This window comes from Tepidimonas thermarum, from assembly GCF_007556705.1.
Classification (GTDB): domain Bacteria; phylum Pseudomonadota; class Gammaproteobacteria; order Burkholderiales; family Burkholderiaceae_C; genus Tepidimonas; species Tepidimonas thermarum.
This window is the reverse complement of record NZ_VJOL01000014.1, coordinates 1-26,511: the sequence shown is the minus strand read 5'-3', so window position 1 is coordinate 26,511 and position 26,511 is coordinate 1. Positions and strand designations below refer to the sequence as shown.

The window sequence follows — 26,511 nt, the reverse complement described above, 5'->3', positions numbered from 1 at the left end:
TCAGTTGAAGCGCACGTACTCGAAGTTGACCGGCTGGCGGTTGATGCCCATGACCGGCGGCGCGATCCAGTTGGCGAACTTGCCCGGCTCGACGACGCGACCCATGAGGCTGGCGACAAAGGCGCGGTCTTCGTCGGTCGGCAGCCACTCGCGCACGCGCTCGTTCCACTCGGCCTCGCTGACCACGCGCCCGTCGGGGCTGACCTTGATGCCAGCGAGCGTGCCGATGCGGCGGTGGAAGGCCTTGTGCGGTACCGTCAGACGGAAGGGGATACCCGCCTTTTCGATGATGCGGTTCCAGCGCTCGACACCGCCCACCGAGTCGCGGATGTAGTCGTCGCGCAGCACCTCGTTGAGCGCGTTGAGCATCGGCACGTCTTTTTCCACCAGGCGGCCATCGACCACGTCGAGCACGCGGTAGGTGTCGTTTTTGAGCCGGTGGTCGTCGGTGCGCTTGCCTTCCTCGAAGCGGCCCTTGAGGCCCGAGCTGTAGAAGGTGGCGGCGTTGCTCGACTGATCGGCGCCAAAGAGGTCGATCGTGACACTGAAGTGGAAGTTGAGGTAGCGCTGGATCGTGGGCAGGTCGATCACGCCGGCGGCGCGCACCTTGTCGGGATCGTCGGTCTTGAGCTGGTTCATCACCTCGCAGGTGCGCTGGATGACGCGGCCCACGCCCGACTCGCCGACGAACATGTGGTGCGCTTCCTCGGTGAGCATGAACTTGGTGGTGCGCGCCAGCGGGTCGAAGCCGCTTTCCGCCAGTGCGCACAGCTGGAACTTGCCGTCGCGGTCGGTGAAGTAAGTGAACATGTAAAAGCTCAACCAGTCGGGCGTCTTCTCGTTGAAGGCGCCCAGGATGCGCGGGTTGTCCTGGTCGCCCGAGCGGCGCTCCAGCAGCGCCTCGGCTTCCTCACGGCCGTCGCGGCCGAAGTATTTGTGCAGCAGGTACACCATCGCCCACAGGTGGCGGCCTTCTTCCACGTTGACCTGGAACAGGTTGCGCAGGTCGTACTGGCTGGGGCAGGTCAGCCCCAGGTGGCGCTGCTGCTCCACCGACGCCGGCTCGGTGTCACCCTGCGTGACGATGATGCGGCGCAGGTTGGCGCGGTGCTCGCCGGGCACCTCTTGCCACGCGTCTTCGCCCAGGTGGTCGCCGAAATGGATTTTGCGCCCCGGCTCCGGCGGGTTGAGAAAGATGCCCCAACGGTAGTCGGGCATGCGCACGTAGCCAAACTGCGCCCAGCCCTGCGGATCGACGCTGACCGCCGTGCGCAGATAGACCTCGTAGTCGTGCGACCCTTCCGGGCCCATATCCTGCCACCACTGCAGGTAGTTGGGCTGCCAGTGCTCGAGCGCGCGGCGCAGCGTGCGGTCTTCGTCGAGGTTGACGTTGTTGGGGATTTTTTCGCTGTAGTTGATCGCGGACATGGTGGGCTCCTGCGGGACAGATGCGGTGGACGATCATTCGGTTGCGGCGGGCTCCACCGGGAAACCCACCGCACAACGCACGTGGCCAGGTCAGACGCGGCGCCAATCGAACTGCGCCTTGTCCCCCTTGCCATAGACCTTGAGCGCGCCGTGCTCACCCACGGCGTTGGGGCGCTGGAAGATCCAGTTCTGCCACGCCGACAGGCGACCAAAGATGCGCGTGACCATGGTTTCGCGCCCGCCAAAGCGCAGGTTGGCCTCCAGGCCGGTGAGCGCATCGGGCGACATCGCGGCGCGTTCCTCCAGCACCAGGCGAATCTCGTCGCCCCAGTCGATGTCATCCAGCGCCGCCGTGATCAGGCCCAGGGCCGCAGCCTCATCGCCGTCGAGCGCACGACCGATCGCAGCCTGCGCGGCCGCCAGGGGCTCGGCCTCGTCGTAGAAGCGCCGCTGCAAGCGGCTTTGGTCGCTGACCATGGGGTAGCGGCCAAAATTGGCCGCGTGCAGCGTCAACCGCGGCGCGCGCTGCGGCTCATCGGGCAGCACGAGCATGTAGCTGCGATCGGCCGCCAGCGCCAGCTCCGCCAAGGTGCCGGCAAAGCACGACCCCGGCTCGATGAGCGCGATCAGGCTGCGCGAGGACACATCCAGCCGTGCCAGTGTGCGCCGCAACAGACCCGTGGTGGCGCGCACGAACCAATGCTGCGCGTGGGCCTGCAGCGCTTCGTCGCAGACCAGCACCGCGGCGGCGTCGCCCTCGGTGCGCAGCACCCAGGTGCCCAGGGCCGGCTCGTTGGTGCGCAGGTGCAAGATGGCGTCGTCCAGCTCGCGCCCCATTTCAAGCGGCCACCACGCGGCCCCCGCGGCCTCGATGCCGGCAAGATCGGTGGGCTGCGGCTCGGACGGGGCGCGCACCGTCAGCGTGGCGATGCGGCGCGCGCGGTCCAGGGACACCTGCACATGGCGGTACGTCACGCCGTCGTCCGAGAAGGTGCGCTGCAGCGGCGGCAGGGGCACGCCACGCGCCTGCGCCGGGCGGTCGCTGCTGGCCGCCAGGCGCTCGGCACGCTCGCGCACCACCTGCGCAAACTGCGCCGGCTTGGCCAGCGCGTCCACCAGCCGCCAGTCGAGCGCGCGCTGGCCGCGCACACCCTCGACGCTGGTGCAAAACATGTCGGCCAGGTCGTGCCGCACCTTGCGCTTGTCGGTCACGCGCGTCAGGCCGCCGGTGCCGGGCAGCACGCCCAGCAGCGGCACTTCGGGCAGGCTCACCGCGCTGGAACGGTCGTCCACCAGCACGATGTCGTCGCAGGCCAGGGCCAGCTCGTAGCCGCCGCCAGCGCACGCGCCGTTGAGCGCGGCCAAAAACTTCAGCCCCTCGTGGCGGCTGGAGTCTTCCATGCCGTTGCGCGTTTCGTTGGTGAATTTGCAAAAGTTCACCTTCCACGCGTGGCTGGACAGCCCCAGCATGAAGATGTTGGCGCCGGAGCAAAACACCCGGTCCTTCAGGCTGGTGACCACGACGGTGCGCACCTGCGGATGCTCGAAGCGGATGCGGTTGAGCGCATCGTGCAGCTCGATGTCGACACCCAGGTCGTAACTGTTGAGCTTGAGCTTGTAGCCTGGCCGCAACCCGCCGTCCTCGTCGATGTCGAGCGCAAGGGTGGCGATGGGGCCATCCACCTGCAACCGCACGTGGCGGTAGTGGCTGGGGTCGGTCTGGTAATCGACGACCGGATCGGTGTTCGGATTGAGCGTCATGGCGGACTCGGGTGGGCAATCAACGGGTGGGGCGCTCGGATGCACGGGCAGTTGGGCAGGTCATCGGCGCCTGCAATGAACTATCGTTCATCCTTGATGTGCATCATAGTGCACTTTTGCGGACGCAGCAAGCCCTGCCAGCCCGCACGCAACCCCGTGAAAACCCTTAGTTCGCCGGCACCCTGTCGGCCTGGCCGTGCAGCCAGTTCAGAACCTCGCGCCGCAGCCGCTCAAAGGTCTCCTCCAGCGGCTGGGCGCTGGTGTCGATCGTCAAATCCGCCTTGGCGTAAAAGGCCGAGCGCCCCGCCAGAATGCGCTTGAGGTCCTCCATCGCCTCGGCGCTGGCCGCCATGGGCCGCAAATCCCCCTGCGCCGCCACGCGCCGCATGTGGTCCGCGGGATCGGCCTTGAGCCACACCGTCGTGCAGTGCTGCAACAGCAGGTTGAAGTTGGTGGGGTCCGACACCAAGCCACCCGGCGTGGCAATGACCACCTCGGGGTAGATCTGGATCGCCTCCTCGAGCGCGCGACGCTCGTAACGGCGATACGCCACCGCGCCGTAGAGCGCGTGGATCTCGCTGATGCTGCAGCCGGCGAACTGCTCGATTTCGCGGCTGAGCTCCACGAACGGGTAGCCCAGCGCATCCGCCAGGCGCCGCCCCAACGTGGATTTGCCCGCGCCGCGCAGCCCGATGAGGGCGATGCGCCCCTGCCGGCCCACGCGGTCCACCCCGCCGCCGGCGCCAAACAACTCGCCGAGCTTGAGCCGCGCACGCCGCAGCTCCGCTTCGTCGCGCCCCTGCAGCAGCTCGCGTATCAACAGCCATTCGGGCGACGACGTGCTCACATCCCCCAACAGCTCGGCCAGCGGGCACTGCAAGGCGCGCGCCACCTGCACCAGCACCAGGATGGAGGCATTGCCCGCGCCGTACTCCAGGTTGGCCAGGTGCCGCTCGGACACGTCGGCCGCCAGGGCGACGGCCTTGCGCGTCATACCGCGGCGCGAGCGCAACAGGCGCACCCGCTCCCCCAGGGCGACCAAAAAAGGCACGCGCGGCTCGCCGCCCGCGGGGTCGGGCTCGGGCTCGGTGCGCACGGGCAGCGTCAGCTGCAGCACGGGGTCGGGACGCACATCGGCGGGCGGCGCACCCCCATCGCGCCGCAACGGTTCTTCCGTGGAAGAGGCTTTCAAGATCGCTCCAATGCAGACGGGATCACGCACACGGGCACACCAAGGGAAAACCCGAATACGCATCACCGGCGTTTACATGCAGTATCGTGCATGTTTGACCATGCGCACGATGCTGCATTTATACCCGCATCCGCCGGCGCTGAACAGCAGCCCGGTGCATCCCCGTGGAACCGATGAGGAGACACCCGTCCATGACCGCCGTCCTGCCGAGCGCCCCGCCGCAACGCTTCAATTTCGCCGCCCACCTGCTCAACCGCAACGCCGCCCATGCGCAGCAGCTGGCGCTCATCGACGACAACGGCACCCTGACCTATGGCGCGCTCGACGACCAGGTGCGCCGGTGCGCCACCGCGCTGCGCGCCCTGGATCTGCGGCGCGAGGAGCGCGTGCTGCTGTTGATGCACGACAGCCGCGAGTGGGTGGTGGCGTTTTTGGGCTGCCTCTACGCCGGCGTCGTCCCGGTGGCGGTCAACACCCTGCTGACCGCCGACGACTACGGCTACCAGTTGCGGCACGCGCGCGCCCAGGCGGCGCTGGTCTCGGCCGCGCTGGCGCCCACGCTGGCCGCCGCGCTGCAGGGCGAGTCGCACGAGGTGCGCGCCGTGGTGGTGGCGCACGGCGAAGCCACGGCCGCGCTGCCCGCGGGCGTGGCGTGCCACACCTTCGAGGCGTGGATCGGCGCGCACCCGCCGGCGGCGCAGGCGGCCGACACGCACGCCGATGAACCCGCGTTTTGGCTGTATTCGTCCGGCTCCACCGGCCGGCCCAAAGGGACCGTGCACACCCACGCCAACCCGTATTGGACGGCCGAGCTCTACGGCCGTGGCGTGCTGGGCCTCACGCCGCAGGACACGGTGTTTTCAGCCGCCAAGCTGTTTTTTGCCTACGGGCTGGGCAACGCGCTGAGCTTTCCGCTCAGCGTGGGCGCGACCGTGGTGCTGATGGCCGAGCGCCCCACCCCGCCGGCGGTGTTTGCGCGCCTGACCGGCACAACGCTGACGCTGGCCGGGCGCCGCCCCACCGTGTTCTACGGCGCCCCCACGGGCTACGCGGGCATGCTCGCGCACCCCGCGCTGCCGGCGCGTACCGAGGTGGCGCTGCGCCTGTGCTCCTCGGCCGGTGAAGCGCTGCCGCGCGACATTGGCGAGCGCTGGAGCGCGCACTTCGGGGTCGAGATCATCGACGGCATCGGCTCCACCGAAATGCTGCACATCTACTGCTCCAACCGGCCCGGTGACGTGGTCTATGGCACCAGCGGCACGCCGGTGCCCGGCTACGAGCTGCACATCCGCGGCGACGACGGCCAGCCGCTGCCAGCCAACCCCGACGGTTCGATCGACATCGGCGACCTGTACGTGCGCGGCCCCAGCGCGGCCCTGCTGTACTGGAACGACCGCGAACGCTCGCAGCAAACCTTCCAGGGCACCTGGACACGCACCGGCGACAAATACACCCGCACCGCCGACGGACGCTACGTGTACGCCGGCCGCAACGACGACATGCTCAAGGTCAGCGGCATCTACGTCTCGCCGTTCGAGGTCGAGGCCACCCTGGTGCGGCACCCCGCGGTGGTCGAAGCCGCCGTCATCGGCATCACCGACGCCGACGGCCTGACCAAAACCAAGGCTTTCATCGTCCTGCGGCCCGGCGCACACGCCAGCGCGGAAGAGATCCAGGCCCACTGCAAGCAGCACCTGGCTCCCTACAAATACCCGCGCGCGATCGAGTTCGTGGACGAGCTGCCCAAGACGGCCACCGGCAAGATCCAGCGCTTTCGGCTGCGGGAGCGCGAGGCGGCTCAAGCCCAAGCCGCCTGAAGGCCTGCGCCAGGCGCGCGGACACCGACTCAGGTGTCCTTGCTGATCTTGATGGTCGGGAACTTGCTGGAGTAATCCTTGGCCTTGGCCGCCACGGTCACCGCGACCTGGCGCGCCACCGCCTTGTACAGCCCCGCCACCTCCCCCTCGGGGTCGGCCACCACGGTGGGGCGGCCGGCATCGGCCTGCTCGCGGATCTGGCGGTTGAGCGGCAACGCACCCAGGTAGGCCACGCCCAGCTCGGCCGCCATGTGTTTGCCCCCGTCGGCGCCAAAGATGTGCTCGACATGACCGCACTGCGGGCACACGTGCACCGCCATGTTCTCCACGATGCCCAGAATCGGCACGCCCACTTTCTGGAACATCGTGATGCCCTTGCGCGCGTCCAGCAGCGCAATGTCCTGTGGCGTGGTCACGATGACGGCGCCGGTCAGCGGCACGCGCTGCGACAGCGTGAGCTGAATGTCCCCGGTGCCCGGCGGCATGTCCACCAGCAGGTAGTCGAGCTCGCGCCAGTTGGTCTGGCGCAACAGCTGCTCCAGCGCCTGCGTGGCCATGGGTCCGCGCCAGATCATGGCCTCGTCCTTGTCCACCAAAAAGCCGATGGACATGACCTGCAGGCCGTAGTTTTCCAGCGGCTCCATGGTCTTGCCGTCCAGGCTTTCCGGCCGACCCTCGATGCCCATCATCATCGGCTGGCTGGGGCCGTAGATGTCGGCGTCCAGGATGCCGACGCGCGCGCCCTCGGCCGCCAGCGCCAGCGCCAGGTTGACCGTGGTCGTGCTTTTGCCCACCCCGCCTTTGCCCGAAGCAACGGCGATGATGTTCTTGACCTGCGGCAGCAGTTGCACGCCGCGCTGCACCGCGTGCGCCAGGATGCGCGTGCCGATCTGCACCGACACGTTGGCCACGCCGGGCACCGCCTTGGCCGCGGCCATGAGGGCGCGGCGCAACTCGGCATGCTGGCTGCGCGCCGGGTAGCCCAGCTCGACGTCGAACGACACGTCACCGCCCGAAATCTGCAGATTTTTCAGCGCCTTGGTGGAGACGAAGTCTTTGCCGGTGTTGGGATCGACGACGGTTTGTAGCGCCTGCAGCAGCGCTTGTGAGTCAACGCTCATGAACGGGTCTCCGGGTGGTGTTTTGTCGGGTGATGCACGCTGGAGCGCAAGTCTAGCCGCTTGCCGGACACCGGCGGCGCTGCGCCGACGCAGTGCCCTCATTAAAATCCCGGGCTTGCCCGCCGCTTTGCGCGGCCCCGCGCGGCCGCGGCAGCGGCCGACACAGGATTGCTCCCATGCCCCAGCGCCGCCTCTTCGTCACCACCGCCCTGCCCTACGCCAACGGCCAGTTTCACATCGGCCACATCATGGAGTACATCCAGGCCGATGTGTGGGTGCGCACGCAGCGGCTGCTCGGGCACGAGGTGCACTTCGTCGGCGCCGATGACGCCCATGGCGCACCGATCATGATCGCCGCCGAAAAGGCCGGCAAGACGCCGCAACAGTTCGTCGCCGACATCGCCGCCGGACGCCAGGCCTACCTCGACGGGTTTCACATCCGCTTTGACAACTGGCACAGCACCGACGCGCCGGAGAACCACCAGCTCGCGCAGGAGATCTACCGCGCGCTCAAAGCCGCCGGCCTGATCGAGACGCGCACCATCGAGCAGTTTTACGACCCGGTCAAGGGCATGTTCCTGCCCGACCGCTACATCAAGGGCCAATGCCCGCGCTGCGGGGCGCCGGATCAGTACGGCGACGCGTGCGAGGCCTGCGGTGCGGTCTACACCCCCACCGAGCTGCGCCAGCCCTACTCGGCGCTGTCCGGTGCCACCCCCGAGCTGCGGCAGTCCGAGCATTACTTCTTCAAACTCTCCCACCCGCGCTGCGTGCAGTTCCTGCAGGAGTGGACCAGCACCCCCGGGCGGCTGCAGCCCGAGGTGGTCAACAAAATCCGCGAATGGTTCACGCAGGACGACAACGGCCGTGTCGGTCTTGGCGACTGGGACATCAGCCGCGACGCCCCCTACTTCGGCATCGAAATCCCGGACGCCCCCGGCAAGTACTTCTACGTATGGCTGGACGCGCCCATTGGTTACCTGGCCAGCCTCAAAAACCACTTCGACAAAGGCCAGGCCGCCAACCACTGGCACGCGCCGTCGCGCACGGCGCAAAGCTACGCCGAATTCATCGCCGACCCGGCGGTGGAGCAAATCCACTTCATCGGCAAGGACATCACCTATTTCCACACCCTGTTCTGGCCGGCAATGCTGCACTTTTCCGGCCGCAAAACGCCCACCCACGTGTTCGTGCACGGCTTCATCACGGTCAGCGGCGAAAAGATGAGCAAAAGCCGCGGCACCGGCATCGATCCGTTGCGCTTTCTCGAGCTGGGCCTCAACCCGGAGTGGCTGCGCTACTACTTGGCGGCCAAGCTCAACCCGCGCGTGGAAGACGTGGACTTCAACCCCGAGGACTTCGTCGCCCGCGTCAACAGCGACCTGATCGGCAAATACGTCAACATCGCCTCGCGCGCGGCCGGCTTCATCACCAAGCGCTTCGAGGGGCGGCTGGGCGCCATCTCGCCCGACGGCGAGGCGCTGCTGGATGGCCTGCAGATGGCGCTGCCGGCGGTGGCCGAGCTGTGGGCCGAACGCGAGTACGGCAAGGCGGTGCGCGAGATCATGGCCCTGGCCGACCGCGTCAACGCCTACGTGGACCAGAACAAACCGTGGGAGCTGGCCAAAGACCCGGCGCTGGCCGGCCGCCTGCACGACGTCTGCACCACCTGCATCGAAGCGTTTCGGGTGCTGACCGCCATGCTCAAGCCGGTGCTGCCGGCGACCGCCGAGCGGGTCGAAGCCTTTTTGCGCTGCGCGCCGCTGGACTTCGTCAATGCCGCCCAGCCACTGGGCGAAGGCCACGCCATCGCACCCTACGAGCACCTGATGCAGCGCGTGGACCCCAAGCGGCTCGAGGCACTGTTCGAACCGCCGGCCGCCGCGCCCGCCCCGGCCGCCGCCACCACCGCGCTGCCGGGCGGGGAAGCGATCGCCCCGACCATCACCATCGACGACTTTGCCAGGGTCGATCTGCGGGTGGCGCGCATCGTGGACTGCCAGCGCGTCGAGGGCTCGACCAAGCTGCTGCGCCTGACGCTGGACGTCGGCGAGGGGCGGCCGCGCACGGTGTTTTCGGGCATTGCCGCGGCCTACCGGCCCGAGGATCTGGTGGGCAAGCTCACGGTGCTGGTGGCGAATTTGGCCCCGCGCAAGATGAAGTTCGGCGTCAGCGAGGGCATGGTGCTGGCCGCAAGCCACGCCGATGACCAGGCGCACCCGGGCCTGTTCGTGCTCGCCCCCGATGCGGGCGCGCAGCCGGGCATGCGCATACGCTGATCGCGCGCTGCGTGCGCGGGGGCGTATGATTTGGCGCTTGTTCGCGCCTTTGGCCATGATCCGCGTGCACACCCTCACCCCCCGGCGCCGCTTCATGATGCGGCGCCACCACTGCGGACCTCCGAAGCGGGCTGCCCTGCCCCGCTGTGTCGCCCATCACGGTTCCGGAGGTTTTCATGGCATTGCCCGTTTCGTTGCACCGGTTTCGTCCGCGTTTGCTGGACGATCTTCGTCACTACCCGCTTGAGCGGTTGCTCAAGGACATCGGCGCCGGCATCACCGTCGGCGTCGTGGCGCTGCCGTTGGCCATGGCGTTTGCCATCGCCAGCGGCCTGCCCCCGCAGGCTGGTCTGTGGACCGCGATCGTCGCCGGCTTCATCATCGCCGCGCTGGGCGGCACCTCGGTGCAGATCGGCGGGCCCGCCGGCGCCTTCATCGTCATCGTCTACGGGATCGCCGAGCGTCACGGTGTCGGTGGCCTGTTGGTGTCCACCCTGTGCGCGGGGGTCCTCTTGTTTGTGATGGGCTTGTTGCGGCTGGGCGTGCTGGTGCGCTACGTGCCGGTCAGCATCGTCATCGGCTTTACCAACGGCATCGCGGTGCTGATCGCCTTGTCCCAGTTGCGCGACGCCCTGGGGCTGCAGGTGCAGCGCATGCCGGCCGACTTTGTCGGCATCGTTCACACCGTGGCCGGCGCGCTGTCCAGCGTCAACCCGTACGCGGTGGCGCTGGCCGGCCTGTGCGTGCTGGGGCTGTTCATCTGGCCCCGGCTGTGGGCGGTTGACTCGGCCTTCCGGCGCCGACTGGCCGCCCTGGAGGGGGCCAGCGCGCTGCGCGCCACCTCGCGTCTGCCAGCCCCGGTGGTCGCGCTGATCACGCTGTCGTGGCTGGCCTGGGCGCTCGATTGGCCGGTGGAAACCATCGGCAGCCGCTTTGGCGAAATCCCACCAAGCCTACCCCCGCTGGCATGGCCCGAAGTGAGCTGGCAAACCGTGCGCCAGCTGGTCATGCCCACGCTCACCATCGCGCTGCTGGGCGCCATCGAGTCGCTGTTGTGCGCACGCGTGGCCGACCAGCTGCACGACGGGCGCAAACACGACCCCAACCAGGAGCTGATGGCGCAAGGCATCGCCAACGCCCTCGTGCCCTTCATCGGTGGCATGCCCGCCACCGGCACCATCGCGCGCACGGTCACCAACATCCGCAGTGGCGCCACCAGCGGCGTGGCGGGCATGGTGCACGCCCTCACGCTGGCCGCCATCGTGTTGTTGGCCGCCCCGCTGGCGCGCCACGTGCCGCTGGCGGTGCTGGCCGGCATCCTGCTGTTCGTGGCCTGGAACATGGGCGAGTGGCGCGAGTTTGCGCGCCTGCGCCAGTTCAGCATGCACTACCGGCTCATGCTGCTGAGCACCTTTGCCGTGACGGTGATCTTCGACCTCACCGTGGCGGTGGAGCTGGGGCTGGTGCTGGCGGTGGTGTTGTTCGTGCGCCGGCAAAGCAGCCTGTTTCGCGCCGAACTCCTGCCCCCCACCCGCGACGGTGAACGGCAGGCGCGGCTGTACGGTTCGCTGTTTTTTGGCGCGGTCACCAAGCTCGACCCGCTGCTGGAGGCGGTCGAGGCCGCCCCGCAGGGGGTCACCCTGCGCCTGGACGCGCGCCACCTGCTGCTGCTCGACACGACGGGGCTGGATGCGCTGTCCGGCTTGCTCGACACCCTCGAGCGGCGCGGCGGACGGCTGGTGATCGACCACCTGCACGAGCAGCCGTTGTCGCTGATGCGGCGCAGCGGCTTCCTGGCGCGCGTGCACGCCTGGTCGGCGCTGCCCGAGGACGCCTAACTGCCCGAGGACGCCTAAAATGGGGGCTTTTCCCAGCCAGAGTCCACCTCCATGAACCCGCTTGGCCTGCCCGATTACGTCTCCGACGCCACCCAGTTCATCGAGTCGCTCAAACGCAGCAAGCCCGAGCTGGAGGCCCAACAGCGCGCCGGCCGCGCCCTGCTGTGGGACCGGCCGCTCGACCGCGAGTTCTGGCAGCAGGCGCAGCGCGCGCGTGTGCCGCAAAAGCCCTACGTCTACCAGACCGAGCCGTCGCTGAAGTGAGCGGCCCCGCGGCCGAGCTGCCCCCAGCCCCGGCGACGCCTGCCACACCTGAGGTCGTCGATCAGGTCGCCATTGCACGCCTGTACGGCGAGCCGCTGTTTGCGCTGCCGCAGGACCTCTACATCCCGCCCGACGCCCTCGAGGTCTTTCTGGAGGCGTTCGAGGGACCGCTGGACCTGCTGCTCTACCTGATCCGGCGGCAAAACTTCAACATCCTCGACATCCCCATGGCCGAGGTTACCCGGCAGTACCTGGGCTACGTGGAGCAGGTGCGCGCGCGCAACCTGGAGCTCGCCGCCGAGTACCTGCTGATGGCGGCCATGCTCATCGAGATCAAATCGCGCATGCTGCTGCCGCCCAAGCCAGCGCCCGACGGCGGTGAGGCGCCGGACCCGCGCGCCGAGCTGGTGCGCCGGCTGCTCGAATACGAGCGCATCAAGCTCGCCGCCCAGCAGCTCGACGCGCTGCCGCAGCAGGGGCGCGACTTCTGGCGTGCGCAGGTGCACATCGAGCAGTCGCTCAGCCCGCGCTGGCCTGATGTGTGCGTGGACGACCTGCGCGCCGCCTGGCACGACATCCTGCGTCGTGCCCGCCTGGTGCAGCGGCACACCATCACGCGCGAAGCGCTGTCGGTGCGCGAGTCCATGAGCGGGGTGCTGCGCGCCCTGCAGGGGCGGCGCTTCGTCGAGTTTGGGGAGCTGTTCGACCCGGCGCGCGGTGTGGCCGTGGCCGTCGTGACCTTCATTGCCGTGCTCGAATTGGCCAAGGAACACTTGATCGAGCTCACCCAAGCCGAGGCCTACGCCCCGATTTACGTGCGCCTTGCGTACACGCCATCCTGACAGGCCCGCACCGCGACCCCAACCTTGCCATGACTGCAACCCCTTCCCCCAGCGCTCCCGCCCCCCGCGTCTACGACGCCCTCATCATCGGCAGTGGCCTCGCTGGTCTGAGCACGGCGCTGTTGTTGCCCACGCACTGGCGGGTGGCCATCGTCACCAAACGCTCGATCACCGATGGCTCCAGCGGCTGGGCGCAGGGGGGCATCGCGGCGGTGCTGGCCGACGACGACAGCTTCGAGCAGCACATCGACGACACCATGGTCGCCGGCGCCGGCCTGTGCGACCCCGAGGCAACGCGCTTCACCGTCGAGCACGCCCCGGAAGCGATTGCCTGGTTGCGCGAACTGGGCACCCCCTTCACCGTCGAGGGCGACGGCCTGCACCTCACGCGCGAAGGCGGGCACAGCCACCGCCGCATCGTGCACGCCGCCGACGCCACCGGCGCCGCCGTGCAGCAGACCCTGATCGCGCGCGTGCGCGCGGCACCCAACATCGACGTCTTCGAAACCCACGCGCTGGTGGACCTGGTGCTGAGCGACCGCCACGCGGTGCAGCGCGCGCTGCCGCGCCGTGTGCTGGGGGCGTACGTGCTCGATGAAGCCAGCGACCAAGTCGAGGTGTTTGCCGCCGCGCACACCGTGCTGTGCACCGGCGGTGCGGGCAAGGTGTACCTCTACACCTCCAACCCCGACACCGCCACCGGCGACGGCATCGCCGCGGCCTGGCGCGCGGGCTGCCGGGTGGCCAACATGGAGTTCATCCAGTTCCACCCCACCTGCCTGTACCACCCCAAGGCCAAGAGTTTTCTCATCAGCGAGGCCGTGCGCGGTGAAGGCGGCATCCTCAAGCTGCCGCCGCACCTGGGCAGCCACCGCTTCATGCCGGACCACGACCCACGTGCGGAGCTGGCCCCACGCGACATCGTGGCGCGTGCGATCGACTTCGAAATGAAAAAGCACGGCATCCCGTGCGTGTACCTGGACATTTCGCACCAGCCCCCAGCCTTCCTGCACGAGCACTTTCCCAACATCCTCAAGCGCTGCGCGGAGCTGGGCATCGACATCACGCGCGAGCCCATCCCGGTCGTGCCCGCGGCACACTACACCTGCGGCGGCGTGGTGACCGATTTGCGCGCCCGCACCGACCTGCCCGGCTTGTACTGCGTGGGCGAAGCCAGCTACACCGGCCTGCACGGCGCCAACCGGCTGGCCAGCAACTCGTTGCTGGAGTGCATGGTGTTTGCCCGCGCCGCGGTGCGCGACATGGTGGGCCAGGCGGCACCGGCGCCGGCGGCCATCCGCCCGTGGGACGACAGCCGCGTGATCGACGCGGACGAACAGGTCGTCATCTCCCACAATTGGGATGAGCTGCGCCGCTTCATGTGGGACTATGTCGGCATCGTGCGCACCGACAAGCGGCTGGAACGCGCAGCGCACCGCATCGCCTTGCTCAAAGGCGAAATCCAGGAGTTCTACGCCCGCTTTCATGTCAGCCGCGATCTGCTGGAGCTGCGCAACCTGGTGCAGGTGGCGGATTTGATCGTGCGCTCGGCACAGTCGCGCAAGGAAAGCCGCGGCCTGCACTACAGCCGCGACTACCCCTACACCTTGCCCGAGGCACGGCCCACCATTTTGACGCCCGACCCTCGATGACCGCGCCCAGACCCCCTTGGCGTGCCTACGGCGCCCTGGCCGCGAGCATGGCGCTGGTGGGCAGCTACGTGGCGCTGTCCAAGCCGCTGGTAGCGGCCATGCCGGTCTTTCTGCTGGCCTGGCTGCGCTACCTGATCGGCGCTGCGGCCATGGCGCACTGGGTGCGCCGCCCGCCGCAGGCCGTGCCGCTGTCGCGCCGCACGCACGCGCTGCTGTTCCTGCAGGGGCTGCTGGGCAATTTCCTGTTTTCCATTTGCATGCTCTACGGCGTCAGCCTCACCACGGCCAGCGCCGCCGGGGTCATCATGGCCGCGATCCCGGCCGTGGTGGCGCTGCAGTCCGCCCTTTTTTTGCGCGAGCGGCTCGATGGGCGTTCGCTCGCCGCCATCGCACTGGCCGCTACGGGCATTGGGCTGTTTTCGCTGGGCAAGGATCCCGCCGGCAGCATGCCCACCGCCGCCGCGGGCACCTGGCTCGGCCTGCCGCTGTCCCTGTGGGGCAACGCCCTGGTGCTGGCCGCCGTCGGCTGCGAAGCGGCCTATGTCGTCATCGGCAAACGGCTCACCGGCGACGTGGGCCCCAAGCGCATCGCCGCGCTCATCAACCTGTGGGGCTTGGCACTCATGACCCCACTGGGTGTCTGGGCCGCGTGGCGGTACGACTGGGGCGCCATGACCGCGCCGCTGTGGGCGCTGTTGGTGTTCTACGGCTTGGCGGCCAGCGTGTGGACCGTGTGGCTGTGGATGACGGGCCTGCGGCACGTGTCGGCCGCACGCGCCGGCGTGTTTACGGTGATGCTGCCGGTCAGCGCCACCGCCATCGGCGTGCTGGTCATGGGCGAGCGCCTGAGCGGCCCGCAATGGCTCGCCTTTGCGCTGGCCCTGCTCGGCCTGGTGGTGGCCACGATGCCCGTGCGCTCGGTCACGCGCACCACAGACCCGTCGGCTGGGTGATCCCCATCCAGAGCGCCCAGCCCGACGTCGCGGCCAGCGCCAAGCCGGCCAGGCGGATGCCCCAGCCGCCCGAGCGCCATTCCCCCAAGCGCAGCAACAACCACGGCCCCGCCGCCAGTGCCACCATCGTGCCCAGCGCAAAAGCGGCCATGATCACGGCGCCGTCCAGCGCCGACGCCGACAGCGACGCCACCAGCAGGGCCGAGTACAGCAAGCCACACGGCATCAAGGCCCAGCCCAGGCCCAGCACCACGGGCGCGCGCACCCCCAGCCGCCCCATCACCGGACGCGCGCGCCGCCACACGGCCTGCGCCCAGCCGTCCAAAAACGCCGGCTGACGCGCCTGCCACAGCAGCACCAGCCCCAGCAGCAACGCCGCCACGTGCATCATGGTCCACACCGGGCGCAACACGGCCGTCTGCTGGCCGAGCCACCCCATGCCCTGCACCGTCCCCCCCGCCAGGGCGCCCAGCACGGCATACCCCACCAGACGGCTGAGCTGCCACGTCCACAGCGCCCGCCGCGTGTGCGGCGCGGCGGCCCGCGCAATGCCCGCGCAGGCCGCCCCGCACATGGCCACGCAGTGCGGGCCACCGACCAGCCCCATCACCAGGGCCGACAGCGTCATCGAAGCAAGCATGGCGCCATGATACCAGCCGCGCGCACGGCACGCCGGACCGGGGTCAAATGATCTTGGAAAAGCGCGCCCGGTCCTGATCGACCTGCAGGTAGCGATCGAAGACCATGGCGATCGCGCGCACCAGGTACCACCCGGTCGGTGTCACCTCGATGTGGCTGTCGTCCACCCGCACCAGCCCGTCGGCCTCGAGCGCGCGCAGCTGCTCCAGCTCGCGCGCAAAGTAGCTGCGGAAGTCCACCAAATGCGCCAGGTTGATGGATTCGAAGTCCACCAGCCCCTGGCACATGATGGCCATGATCACGCTGCGCCGCAGCACATCGTCGCGCGTCAAGGCCAACCCACGCACGATGGGCAACCGCCCCTGGTCAAGGGCGTCGTAGTACTCTTCCAGCGTCTTGGCGTTTTGGCTGTAGGTGGCGCCAATGCGGCCGATGGCCGACACGCCCAGCGCGATCAAATCGCAATCCGGCTGGGTGCTGTAGCCCTGGAAGTTGCGGTGCAACCGCCCCTGCCGCTTGGCCACCGCCAGCGCGTCGTTGGGCAGCGCAAAATGGTCCATGCCCACGTACACGTAGCCCGCGGCACTCAGGTGGTCCAGCGACAGCGACAGCATGGCCAGTTTGTCGGCTGGGCTCGGCAGTTCGGCCACGACGATGCGCCGCTGCGGCTTGAAACGCGCCGGCAGGTGTGCGTAGGCGTAGAGCGCGATGCGGTCGGGTCGCAGCCGTTGCACCTGCTCGAGCGTGTGCTGAAAGGACTCCGGCGTCTGCTGTGGCAGGCCGTAAATCAGATCGACGTTGATGGACTCGAACCCCAGCGCCCGCGCCTCGGCCACGAGCGCAAACACCTGCTCGGCCGGCTGGATGCGGTGCACGGCTTTTTGCACCGTGGGGTCGAAATCCTGCACCCCAAAACTCAGGCGGTTGAAGCCCAGCCGGTGCAAATGCGCCAAGCGCTCGGCCGTCACCGTGCGCGGATCGACTTCGATCGAGTACTCGCCGCCCGGCACCAGCTCAAAATGGCGCCGGATCATCGCCATCAGGTCGGCCAGCTCGTCATCGCGCAAAAACGTGGGCGTGCCACCCCCCAAATGCAGTTGGCTGACGCGGTGTCCGCGCCCGCAATGCTCGGTCTGCAATTCGAGCTCGCGCGAGAGGTAGCGCAAATACTCCGCGGCCTTGCTGTGGTGCTTGGTGATCACCTTGTTGCAGGCGCAGTAGTAGCACAGCGACTCGCAAAACGGGACGTGCACATACACCGACAGCGGCAACGCCAACGAACCGGCGCGGCGCTGCTGCAGCGCCTGGATGTAGTCGCGCTCGGTAAACGCTTCGACGAAGCGGTCCGCCGTCGGATAGGACGTGTAGCGCGGTCCGGGGATGTCGAACCGGCGCAGCAGGGCTTCATCGATCACGTGCTTCACAGGCCAAGCCTCCATGGGTGCCCAACTTTGCCCCAAGGCGGCGCCCCCCCTCTTGACGTGAGTCAAACGACCTGCGCGCCAGCCCTCCAACGCCCATCGGGGTTATGCCGGCGCACGCGCGGCAATCGGTTGTTATGATCGGTCGCTTCAGGGGCCACGCCCTGCCGACACCCGCCCCGGCCAGACGTCCTATGGATTTGCACCGCATCAAAGTCGCCTGCTCGAGTTGCAACCTGCGCGAGCTCTGCATCCCCATGGGTCTCGCGCCCGAGGAGTTGGAGCAGCTGGACAACCTCATCGCCACGCGGCGCCGCGTGCGCCGCGGCGGCACGCTGTTTTCGGCGGGTGATCCCTTTACCGCGCTCTACGCCGTGCGCTCGGGGTTTTTCAAAACCAGCGTCACCACCGCGGATGGACGCGACCAGGTCACGGGCTTTCAGATGGCGGGCGAAATCCTCGGGCTCGATGGCATCGTACAGGACAAGCACGCGTGCTCGGCCATCGCACTGGAAGACGCCGAGGTGTGCGTGTTGCCCTTCGACAAGCTCGAGCAGCTCTCGCGCGCGTTCAGCACGCTGCAGCACCACGTGCACCGCATCATGAGCCGGGAAATCGTGCGCGACCAGGGTGTCATGTTGCTGCTGGGCAGCATGCGCGCCGAGGAGCGTTTGGCCGCGTTTTTGCTCAACCTGGTGCAACGCCTGCACGCGCGCGGCTTTTCCAAGTCCGAAATGGTGCTGCGCATGACGCGCGAGGAGATTGGCAGCTACCTCGGCATGAAGCTCGAGACCGTCAGCCGCACCTTCTCGCGCTTTCAGGACGAGGGCATCATCGAGGTCAAACAGCGCTATGTGCGCATCCTCGACCCCGCGGCGCTGGAGGCCATCGTCAACCACAACCCGGCGCACGACGACTGACGCGCCACACGCACGGCGCCGTTCGTCGGCGCACCCGGAGGGCGTTGTTGACGACGTGCTTGGGCCGCGACCTTACGCGCAGCCACTGCAGCGGTTGCCGTCGCCGTTCACCGACGCCGCGGTCGCGCCCGGCGCGTTGCGCACGCAATCGGCCGGGCGCTGATCGGGCGGCACCGGGCAACGGTTGACCTCCCACGGCGACATCGACAACAGGGTGGTCAGCGCACCCGACGCGGCCGTCAACGCCCAGAATACGAAGAAGGCCAACGTGTAAATCGCCTGCCGGGGCCAGCCCAACGACTCACCGGCCCAATGCAGCTCGTTGGGATCGACGAAGGCAAAGACCACCATTTCGATCACCGCCGCCATCAAAAAGGCGGGCCAGGCGATCCACATCACACGTTGGGCCAGCATGTCAGTCTCCTCGTATGGCCCCGGTGGGGGCTCAGTCCTGTTTGGGCAACGTCGGCGAGACGACGTGGTTGCGCGCCTGTCCAGCCGGCAAGACCGCTTTTTCCGCCTGCAAGCGCTCCTGCGGCGTCAAGCGATCGGGGTCAGCCACCGCGGGCCGCGCCGGCGCCGCCTCGCGCGGCAACACGGTATCGGCATTGCGCACGGCGATCGTCACCGTCACGATGGACGCGATGACCACCACCAACGGTCCCCCGATCACCATCCACACGAATGGCTCCCGGTACCACGGACGAACGTTGGTGGATGGAGGGGGGGGTACAGCGGTCATGGATGGCATAGTGTAGGCAAAGCATGGGGGCGTGCGGCTTCGGGAGAACCCGGAGGCCGCCGCACGCCGGCTCGATCAGCGGGGCACGACGAACGTGGTTTTCTCCCGCACATCGATCGCACCGTCCGGGGTTCGGAAGCGCATCACGATCGGGTGCGAACCCGGCTCGAGGCCCGGTGGCACCTGCACCCGCACCGGCACCGAACGCACTTCGGTGGGCCGCAGGTCCACCGTCGGCTCCGACGCCAGCGCGATGCCGGGTACGCCCTCGACCGAGACCTCGAGCACGCGCTCGCTTTCGGACGCGTTCATGAACTGCACCCGGTAGACGTTTTCGATGCGCCCCATCTCGACCATGCGCGCCAGCGCGCCACGGTCGCGGATCACATCGACCTTGAGCGGCACGCGCAGCCACAGGCTCACGCCCAGCGCGGCCACGATCGTCAGCAAAATCGCCGAGTACACGAGCACCCGCGGGCGGAACGCGCGCCGAATCATCTGCGCGCGCGTCCAGCCGTTGGCCATGCCGTTTTGCGTGGAGTACTTGACCAGGCCCTTGGGATAGCCCATCTTCTCCATCACCTCGTCGCACACATCGGCACAGGCACCGCAGCCGATGCACTCGTACTGCAAGCCGTTGCGGATGTCGATGCCGGTGGGGCACACCTGCACACACAAGGTGCAGTCGATGCAATGGCCCAGACCCAGCGCTTTGGGGTCAGCCGAGCGCTTGCGGGCACCGCGCGGCTCACCACGCGCGCTGTCGTAGGTCACGATCATGGTGTCCTTGTCGAACATCGCGCTTTGGAAGCGCGCGTACGGACACATGTACTTGCAGACCTGCTCGCGCATGTAGCCGGCGTTGCCGTAGGTGGCAAAGCCGTAGAAGAAAATCCAAAACGTCTGCCACGGCCCCAGGTTCCACGCCAGCACGGCGGCGCCGAGCTCACGAATGGGGGTGAAGTAGCCGGCAAAGGTAAAGCCCGTCCACAAACCAAACAGGATCCACGCCACCTGCTTGCCGGCTTTGCGGGCGAATTTGCGCAGGCTCCACGGCTCCTGGTCCAGCCGCATGCGCGCCGAGCGATCGCCCTCGAAGAGCTTTTCCATCCACAGGTAGATTTCGGTGTAGACCGTCTGCGGGCAGGCGTAGCCGCACCACAGGCGGCCCGCGATCGCCGTGAACAGGAACAGCGACAGCGCCGACACCACCAGCAAGCCGGTGAGGTAAATGAAATCCTGTGGGTAGAGCACCAGCCCGAAGATGTAAAAGCGCCGCGCCTCCAGGTCGAACAAAACCGCCTGCCGCCCGTTCCACACCAGCCACGGCAGGCCGTAGAAGACCAGTTGCGTCAACCACACCAGGGCCCAGCGCCATTTGGCAAACAGGCCCGTGACCGCACGCGGGTAGATCTTCTTGCGCGCCGCGTACAACGAAACCTCGATCTCTTCATCCGTCGGCGCGCCAGCGACTCCAGTGGGGGCAGCACGGGTACTCATGGCAGTATCCAAAAAAACGAGAAAAAACCGGGAAGGGGTTCAGGCAACCCCTTCCCGGTGCGTACCGTCAGTTGGTGTTGGACAGCTTCCAGACGTAGGCGGACAACACGTGAATCTGGGCGTCGGTCAGCAGCGCCTTTTGCGCCGGCATCACGTTGGTCTTGCCCTCGTTGATCAATTTCACGATGGTCTCCTCACCCCAGCCGTGCAGCCAGATCTGGTCGGTCAGGTTGGGGGCCCCGGTGGCGTGCATCCCCTTGCCGTCGGCGCCGTGGCACGCGGCGCAAGCGCCCCACTTGGCTGCCCCCTGCGAGGCACGCACGCTGTCATGCGGGCTGCCGGACAGGCTCAACACATAGTGGGCCAGGTTGCGCACATCCTCGGCGCTGCCAACGGCCGCCGCCATCGGGGGCATGATGCCTTGGCGGCCCTCGGCAATGGTCTTGTGGATGTAGTCGGGCTGGCCGTCACCGCCGAGCCAGTCGGCATCGGTCAGGTTCGGAAAGCCCTTGCTGCCGCGCGCATCCGAACCGTGGCACTGGGCACAGTAGTTCATGTACAGCCGCTCACCCACCGCCATGGCCTGCTGGTCTTTCGCCAGCTCTTTGGGGTCCATGCCCTTGAACTTGGCGTACAGGGGTTCCACGGCCGCCAGGGCCTTGGCACGCTCGGTCTCCCACTGGCCGTGCGAGGTCCAGCCCAGCTGGCCCTGCGACTTGCCAAACATCGGATAGAGCAGCCCGTACGCCAACGCAAAGATCACCGTGATGATGAACAAATAGACCCACCACCGCGGCAGCGGGTTGTTCATCTCGCGCAGGTCGCCGTCCCACACATGCCCGGTGGTGTTGTCGGCCGCGGGCATGACCCGCGTCTTGGCACTGGCCCACAGGAAGAAGGCGCAGGCCAGGATACTGATCAGCGTGATGCCCGCGATGTAGAGGTGCCAGAAGTTGCTGGTGAAATCGCTCATGATGGTTCTCTCCGGACAGACCTCATTCGCTGCGGAACGGCAGCTGGGCCGCTTCTTCGAAGCGCTCGCGGTTTTTGCGGGACCACGCCCACACCCAGATGCCCACGAAGGACACGAAACTCAGCACCGTGACGATGGCGCGCAAATCGTTGATGTCCATGGTGACGCCTCCCTGTTTCACTGCGCCGCGGTGGGCGCGGCATCCGCCGACGGCGCCGCCGGCGCCTGGGCCGATTGCTGAGCGGCCAGCTTGTCCCACGAGCGCGCGGTGCCCAAGCCCTGCAGGTAGGCAATCAGCGCTTCCAGCTCGGTCTTGCCCTTGACCTCTTCGGCGGCTTTGGCGATTTCCTCATCGGTGTAGGGCACGCCCAGCGTGCGCAGCGCGCGCATCTTGCCCGGCAGCGCGTCCGCATCCACGGTGCGGCGCTCCAGCCAGGGGTAGGCGGGCATGTTGGACTCGGGCACCAGATCGCGTGGGTTGTTCAGGTGCACGCGGTGCCATTCATCGGAGTAGCGACCGCCCACGCGCGCCAGGTCGGGCCCGGTGCGCTTGGAACCCCACTGGAACGGGTGGTCGTACACAAACTCCCCTGCCACCGAATACGGACCGTAGCGCAGCGTCTCGGCATGGAAGGGGCGCACCATCTGCGAGTGGCAGACGTAGCAGCCTTCGCGGATGTAGATGTCGCGCCCGGCCAGTTGCAGCGCCGGGTACGGTTTGACACCCTCGATGGGCTTGGTGGTCGAGTGCTGGAAGAACAGCGGCACGATTTCCACCAGACCGCCCACGGCCACCACCAGGGTGATCAGGACGATCATCAGGAAGTTGTTGGTCTCGATGCGCTCGTGTCCGCTGGGCGCGTGGTTGTGTTGTGCCATGGTGTGCTCCTTACGCGTGCGCGGGGGCGGGGATGGCCACCGGCGTGGCCTTGCCCTGCTGGGCGGTCTTCCAGACGTTCCAGGCCATGACGAGCATGCCGCCCAGATACAGCAGGCCGCCGAGCAGACGGATCACATAGAACGGGAAGGTGGCCTTGACGGACTCGACGAAGGTGTAGGTCAGCGACCCATCGGGGTTGACCGCGCGCCACATCAGGCCCTGCATCACGCCGGCGATCCACATGGCGGCGATGTAGAGCACGATGCCGATGGTGGAAATCCAGAAGTGCAGCTCGATGGCCTTGACGCTGTACATCTTGGTCTGCCCAAACAGGCGCGGAATCAGGTAGTACAGCGAGCCCATGGTGACCAGGCCCACCCAGCCCAGCGCGCCGGAGTGCACGTGGCCAATGGTCCAGTCGGTGTAGTGCGACAGGGCGTTGACGGTCTTGATCGACATCATCGGCCCTTCGAACGTGGACATGCCGTAGAACGACAGCGACACGATCAGGAAGCGCAGGATCGGGTCGTCACGCAGCTTGTGCCAGGCGCCCGACAGCGTCATGATGCCGTTGATCATGCCACCCCACGACGGCGCGAGCAGGATGAGCGAGAACACCATGCCCAGCGACTGCGCCCAGTCGGGCAGAGCGGTGTAGTGCAGGTGGTGCGGACCCGCCCACATGTAGGTGAAGATCAGCGCCCAGAAGTGCACGATCGACAGCCGGTACGAATACACCGGGCGCTCGGCCTGCTTGGGGATGAAGTAATACATCATGCCCAGAAAGCCCGCGGTCAGGAAAAAGCCCACCGCGTTGTGGCCGTACCACCATTGCACCATGGCGTCCTGCACGCCCGCGTACACCGAGTACGAGTGCGTCAGGCTGGTCGGAATCTGGATGTTGTTGACGATGTGCAGCATCGCCACGGCGATGATGAACGCGCCGTAGAACCAGTTGGCCACGTAGATGTGCTTGACCTTGCGCGTGCCCACCGTGCCAAAGAACACGATGGCAAAAGCGACCCACACCACGGCCACGAGGATGTCGATCGGCCAAATCAGCTCGGCGTATTCACGGCCCTGGGTGTAGCCCAGCGGGTAGGTGATGGCCGCCAGCACGATGACCGCCTGCCAGCCCCAGAACGTGAACGAGGCCAAGGCCGGCGCAAACAACGGCGTCTGACAGGTGCGCTGCACCACGTAGTAGGCGGTGGCAAACAGGCCCGAACCGCCAAACGCGAAGATCACCGCACTGGTGTGCAGCGGCCGCAGGCGGCTGTAGGTCAGGTACTCGATGCCGAAGTTCAACTCCGGCCACGTGAGCTGGGCTGCGATGATGACGCCGACCAAAAAGCCGACGATGCCCCATACCACGGTCATGATGGCGAACTGCCTCACGACCTTGTCGTTGTAGACCCCTGTCGCTGGGGCCGCCGTGGTTGCAGACATAGGAACACTCCTGTTTCGTGAAATTCACCCACGCGCAGTATCCGGGAGCCTCCCTGCAGCGCCCTTGACATACATCAATCGTGGCGCAGGATGCGCTCGCCCTCGCGCTCGATGTTGTCGAACTGGCCCGACTGCAGCGCCCACCAAAACAGCGCGATGATGAGCAGCACGAGCACCACCGACAGCGGAATCAAGAGATAGAGGATTTCCACAGCGAACTCCGTCAAACGGGGGAAGGGGCGGATGCCAGCGCGGGCGCCGGCGGCGCGGCTTCGCGCGTGGCGCGCGACAGGCGCATCGCATTGCCGATGACCAGCAGCGAGCTGGCCGCCATGCCCAGGCCCGCCGCCCACGGCGGCATCCAGCCCAGCAACGCCAGCGGCACCGCCACCGCGTTGTAGCCCGCCGCCCACGCCAGATTTTGGCGCACGACGCGCATGGTCGCGCGCGCGCGCTCGATCACGAACACCACGTCGGTCAGTCGGCCGCTTTGCACCACGAAGTCGGCCCGGGTCTGGGTCAGCGGCGCACCATGCCCGAGCGCGAACGACACGTCGGCGCGGGCGAGCACCGGGCCGTCGTTGAGCCCATCGCCCACCATGGCCACGCGCCGCCCCTGCGCTTGCCAGCGCGCGACCTCGGCGAGTTTGCGCTCCGGGCTGGCGTGCGCCACCACGGCGTCGATCCCCAGCGGACGCGCGACGCGCTGCGCCGCACCCAGCCGGTCACCCGAGAGCAGCCGCACCTCGATGCCGAGCGCGCGCAAACGGGCCACGGCATCGTGCGCCTCGGGCCGCACCCCCTCGTCGAGCACGAACGTCGCCACCCAGCCATCGTCGTCGCTGAGGTACGCGCACGGCACGTCCGGGACGCTGCGCCCGGTGCGCACGAGTTCGGCCTCGTCCAGCCCGGCATGCGCCGCCGACCCCAGCCGCCACTGGCGGCCGTGGGCATCGCGGGCCACCAAGCCGCGGCCGGGGACTTCGGTCACCTCGAGCGTAGGCAGCGCCGCGTCCCCAACCCGCGCGACGATCGCGCGCGAGACCGGATGCAGCGACGCGCGCGCCAGCGCCGCCGCCGCCTGCAGCGCCCGCTCGGCGTCCCAGCCAGCGCGCACCTGCACCTCGCGCACCACGACGCGGTCCTGCGTCAGGGTCCCGGTTTTGTCGAACACGACGGTATCGACCGCGGCCAGCGCCTCGAACGCCTGCAGCCGCCGCGTCAGGATGCCGCGCTGCGCCAACGCGCCTGCGGCGGCCAGCATGGCCGCGGGGGTGGCCAGCGACAACGCACACGGGCAGGTCACGATCAGGACCGCCACGGCCGTTGCCAGCGCCCGGTGCGGATCCACCGTCCACCAAAACGCCGCCGCCAGCCCCGCCGCCAGCAGCACCAGCAGCAAAAACGGCGCCGCGATGCGGTCGGCCAGGCGCGCCAGCCGCGGCCGGTCGGTGCTGGCCTGCTCCATCAGCGACACGATCTGCGCAAAGCGCGTGTCGCGGCCCAGGCGCTCAAGCCGCACCCGCACCGTACCGGCCAGGTTGTAGCTCCCGGCCACCACCGACTCGCCCTGTCGGCGCGTGATCGGGTGCGACTCACCGGTCAGCAACGCCTCGTCCACCGTTGCCGCATCGCTGAGCACCACCCCATCCCCGGGGAAGGCCTGCCCGGCCTCGACACGCACCACATCGCCCACCTGCAGGCGTTTGAGCGAGACGCGCTCCCAGCTGCCATCGGCGCGCTCGCGCTCGCACTGCTCGGGCAGCCGGTTCATCAAGGCGTCGAGCGCGCCGGCCGTGCGGTCGCGCAGCTTGAACTCCAGGTAGCGCCCGCCGAGCAGGAAAAAGACGAACATCGTCAGCGAGTCGAACCAAATGTCCGCCCCCCACGGCCCACTGGGGTCGAAGGTGGCCAGGCTGCTGGCCACGAAGGTCACGCTGATCCCCACGGCCACCGGGGTGTCCATGCCAATGCGTCCACGCTTCAGATCGCGCCAAGCGCTGGCAAAAAACGGGCCGCTGGCAAACAACATCACGGGCAGGCTGAGCACCCACGACGCCCAGCGCAGCAGCTGCACGATGTCAGGCGGGATCTGACCCGGTTCGGTGACGTACTCGGGCCACGTGTACATCATCACCTGCATCATGCAAAAACCGGCGACGAACAAGCGCCACAAGGCTTGGCGCGTCTCGCGCACGCGCTCGCCGACGCCAAGCGCCTGCTGCATGGGCAGCAGGCGGTAGCCGGTGCGACCCACCGCTTGTGCCAACTCCGACAAGCGGGTACGCGCCGGGTCCCAGCGCAGGATGAGGCGGCGTGTGGCGGCGTGGACCTGGGCCTCGACCACGCCGGGGCGCCCGGCCAGGGCCGCCTCGACCGTGTCCGCGCAAGCGGCGCAGTACATGCCCTGCACCATCAGGATCGACTCGTGCACCGGCCGATCCCCCTGCGCGCAGACCTGGGTGAAGTCGCGCTGTTCCAGTGGGTCGTCGAGCACGCGAAAGTCGTCATCCACGGTCAGCGGACCGCGGTGTCCACTCCACGGGGAATCGGCAGCAGCTGCCGCGGACGGCGCAGGCGCGGGCGTAGCCGTTTCGGTCATTGGGCGACGTTAGCCGATCCCAACCCTGCAACGCTTGACCTAGGTCAAACCCCTACCCCGGCCGGGTGTTAGTCTGAACAATGACGTGGTCTGACCGTCGGCGGCGGTCGCCGGATTGTGCAACCTCTTTTCTGTAAATTTCCGGTTGGGTGGTCATGACAACCGGGTTACAGGTTGAAGTTGAGATAGACCTTGCCGGTCAGCCACTCGTCGTCGAGTTCGGCGAGCATTGCGGAAA

The 26,511-nt window shown here is 67.8% G+C and carries 23 protein-coding genes; 8 read left to right on the top strand and 15 right to left on the bottom strand.

Translation table 11 applies throughout. From position 1 onward, the window contains the following. The 3 genes from boxB to Tther_RS05195 all read right to left on the bottom strand — a co-directional run bounded on the left by boxB (position 1) and on the right by Tther_RS05195 (position 4,303). Positions 1 to 1,428 (bottom strand): benzoyl-CoA 2,3-epoxidase subunit BoxB, encoded by a 1,428-nt coding sequence (gene boxB, locus Tther_RS05205; RefSeq protein WP_143901602.1) that lies wholly within the window; start codon positions 1,426 to 1,428, stop codon positions 1 to 3. Between the two features lie 90 nt (positions 1,429 to 1,518). Next, positions 1,519 to 3,189, bottom strand: a complete 1,671-nt coding sequence (gene boxC, locus Tther_RS05200; protein WP_143901600.1) for a 2,3-epoxybenzoyl-CoA dihydrolase — start codon at positions 3,187 to 3,189, stop codon at positions 1,519 to 1,521. Positions 3,190 to 3,355: 166 nt separating this feature from the next. Continuing rightward, the gene (locus tag Tther_RS05195; protein ID WP_425472802.1) at positions 3,356 to 4,303 is read right to left on the bottom strand and encodes a helix-turn-helix transcriptional regulator; all 948 of its coding nucleotides are present in this window, start codon (positions 4,301 to 4,303) and stop codon (positions 3,356 to 3,358) included. Positions 4,304 to 4,572: 269 nt separating this feature from the next. On the opposite strand from Tther_RS05195, the gene Tther_RS05190 reads away from it, so the two are divergent. After that, positions 4,573 to 6,198, top strand: a complete 1,626-nt coding sequence (locus tag Tther_RS05190) for a benzoate-CoA ligase family protein (RefSeq protein ID WP_143901598.1) — start codon at positions 4,573 to 4,575, stop codon at positions 6,196 to 6,198. Positions 6,199 to 6,227: 29 nt separating this feature from the next. Here the strand turns inward: Tther_RS05190 and apbC are convergent, their stop codons facing one another. Further along, positions 6,228 to 7,319 carry an iron-sulfur cluster carrier protein ApbC gene (apbC, locus tag Tther_RS05185; RefSeq protein WP_143901596.1) on the bottom strand — a complete coding sequence of 364 codons (1,092 nt, stop codon included), beginning with the start codon at positions 7,317 to 7,319 and terminating at the stop codon, positions 6,228 to 6,230. Between the two features lie 176 nt (positions 7,320 to 7,495). Here apbC and metG point away from each other — a divergent pair, with 176 nt between their 5' ends. The 6 genes from metG to Tther_RS05155 all read left to right on the top strand — a co-directional run bounded on the left by metG (position 7,496) and on the right by Tther_RS05155 (position 15,147). Continuing rightward, entirely contained in the window at positions 7,496 to 9,598 is a 2,103-nt protein-coding gene (metG, locus tag Tther_RS05180; RefSeq protein ID WP_143901594.1) for a methionine--tRNA ligase, read from the top strand. A gap of 176 nt (positions 9,599 to 9,774) precedes the next feature. Beyond that, positions 9,775 to 11,436 carry a SulP family inorganic anion transporter gene (locus tag Tther_RS05175; protein WP_143901592.1) on the top strand — a complete coding sequence of 554 codons (1,662 nt, stop codon included), beginning with the start codon at positions 9,775 to 9,777 and terminating at the stop codon, positions 11,434 to 11,436. A 51-nt stretch (positions 11,437 to 11,487) separates the two neighbouring features. After that, positions 11,488 to 11,700 (top strand): DUF3460 family protein, encoded by a 213-nt coding sequence (locus Tther_RS05170; protein WP_143901590.1) that lies wholly within the window; start codon positions 11,488 to 11,490, stop codon positions 11,698 to 11,700. Then, positions 11,697 to 12,542 (top strand): segregation and condensation protein A, encoded by an 846-nt coding sequence (locus tag Tther_RS05165; protein ID WP_143901588.1) that lies wholly within the window; start codon positions 11,697 to 11,699, stop codon positions 12,540 to 12,542. The genes Tther_RS05170 and Tther_RS05165 overlap by 4 nt, the downstream gene beginning before the upstream one ends. A gap of 29 nt (positions 12,543 to 12,571) precedes the next feature. Further along, complete coding sequence (gene nadB, locus Tther_RS05160) at positions 12,572 to 14,194, top strand: L-aspartate oxidase (RefSeq protein ID WP_143901586.1); 1,623 nt, start codon at positions 12,572 to 12,574, stop codon at positions 14,192 to 14,194. Further along, positions 14,191 to 15,147 (top strand): DMT family transporter, encoded by a 957-nt coding sequence (locus tag Tther_RS05155; protein WP_143901584.1) that lies wholly within the window; start codon positions 14,191 to 14,193, stop codon positions 15,145 to 15,147. Before nadB ends, Tther_RS05155 begins: the two co-directional genes overlap by 4 nt. Here Tther_RS05155 and Tther_RS05150 read toward each other — a convergent pair. Both Tther_RS05150 and hemN read right to left on the bottom strand, forming a co-directional pair. Continuing rightward, a complete protein-coding gene (locus Tther_RS05150; protein ID WP_143901582.1) occupies positions 15,116 to 15,787 on the bottom strand; it encodes a sulfite exporter TauE/SafE family protein in 672 nt (223 codons plus the stop codon). The genes Tther_RS05155 and Tther_RS05150 overlap by 32 nt on opposite strands. Before the next feature lie 43 nt (positions 15,788 to 15,830). After that, positions 15,831 to 17,225 (bottom strand): oxygen-independent coproporphyrinogen III oxidase, encoded by a 1,395-nt coding sequence (gene hemN, locus Tther_RS05145; RefSeq protein ID WP_143901580.1) that lies wholly within the window; start codon positions 17,223 to 17,225, stop codon positions 15,831 to 15,833. 176 nt (positions 17,226 to 17,401) lie between these two features. Here hemN and fnr point away from each other — a divergent pair, with 176 nt between their 5' ends. Further along, complete coding sequence (gene fnr / locus Tther_RS05140) at positions 17,402 to 18,127, top strand: fumarate/nitrate reduction transcriptional regulator Fnr (protein ID WP_143901578.1); 726 nt, start codon at positions 17,402 to 17,404, stop codon at positions 18,125 to 18,127. 72 nt (positions 18,128 to 18,199) lie between these two features. Here the strand turns inward: fnr and Tther_RS05135 are convergent, their stop codons facing one another. From Tther_RS05135 to Tther_RS05095, 9 genes are all read right to left on the bottom strand, one after another. Continuing rightward, positions 18,200 to 18,541 (bottom strand): hypothetical protein, encoded by a 342-nt coding sequence (locus Tther_RS05135; protein WP_143901576.1) that lies wholly within the window; start codon positions 18,539 to 18,541, stop codon positions 18,200 to 18,202. A 31-nt stretch (positions 18,542 to 18,572) separates the two neighbouring features. Then, entirely contained in the window at positions 18,573 to 18,869 is a 297-nt protein-coding gene (locus tag Tther_RS05130; protein WP_143901574.1) for a hypothetical protein, read from the bottom strand. A gap of 75 nt (positions 18,870 to 18,944) precedes the next feature. Further along, positions 18,945 to 20,369 (bottom strand): cytochrome c oxidase accessory protein CcoG, encoded by a 1,425-nt coding sequence (gene ccoG, locus Tther_RS05125; RefSeq protein ID WP_143901572.1) that lies wholly within the window; start codon positions 20,367 to 20,369, stop codon positions 18,945 to 18,947. Positions 20,370 to 20,436: 67 nt separating this feature from the next. Beyond that, entirely contained in the window at positions 20,437 to 21,342 is a 906-nt protein-coding gene (gene ccoP / locus Tther_RS05120) for a cytochrome-c oxidase, cbb3-type subunit III (protein ID WP_143901570.1), read from the bottom strand. Between the two features lie 22 nt (positions 21,343 to 21,364). Next, positions 21,365 to 21,502, bottom strand: a complete 138-nt coding sequence (locus Tther_RS05115; RefSeq protein ID WP_143901568.1) for a cbb3-type cytochrome oxidase subunit 3 — start codon at positions 21,500 to 21,502, stop codon at positions 21,365 to 21,367. 17 nt (positions 21,503 to 21,519) lie between these two features. Further along, complete coding sequence (ccoO, locus tag Tther_RS05110; protein ID WP_143901566.1) at positions 21,520 to 22,221, bottom strand: cytochrome-c oxidase, cbb3-type subunit II; 702 nt, start codon at positions 22,219 to 22,221, stop codon at positions 21,520 to 21,522. A gap of 10 nt (positions 22,222 to 22,231) precedes the next feature. Continuing rightward, positions 22,232 to 23,671: a cytochrome-c oxidase, cbb3-type subunit I gene (gene ccoN, locus Tther_RS05105; protein ID WP_143901564.1), complete on the bottom strand. Its 1,440-nt coding sequence runs from the start codon at positions 23,669 to 23,671 to the stop codon at positions 22,232 to 22,234. 74 nt (positions 23,672 to 23,745) lie between these two features. Further along, a complete protein-coding gene (gene ccoS / locus Tther_RS05100) occupies positions 23,746 to 23,883 on the bottom strand; it encodes a cbb3-type cytochrome oxidase assembly protein CcoS (RefSeq protein ID WP_143901637.1) in 138 nt (45 codons plus the stop codon). A gap of 11 nt (positions 23,884 to 23,894) precedes the next feature. Beyond that, complete coding sequence (locus Tther_RS05095; protein WP_143901562.1) at positions 23,895 to 26,273, bottom strand: heavy metal translocating P-type ATPase; 2,379 nt, start codon at positions 26,271 to 26,273, stop codon at positions 23,895 to 23,897. Positions 26,274 to 26,511 lie beyond the last annotated feature (238 nt).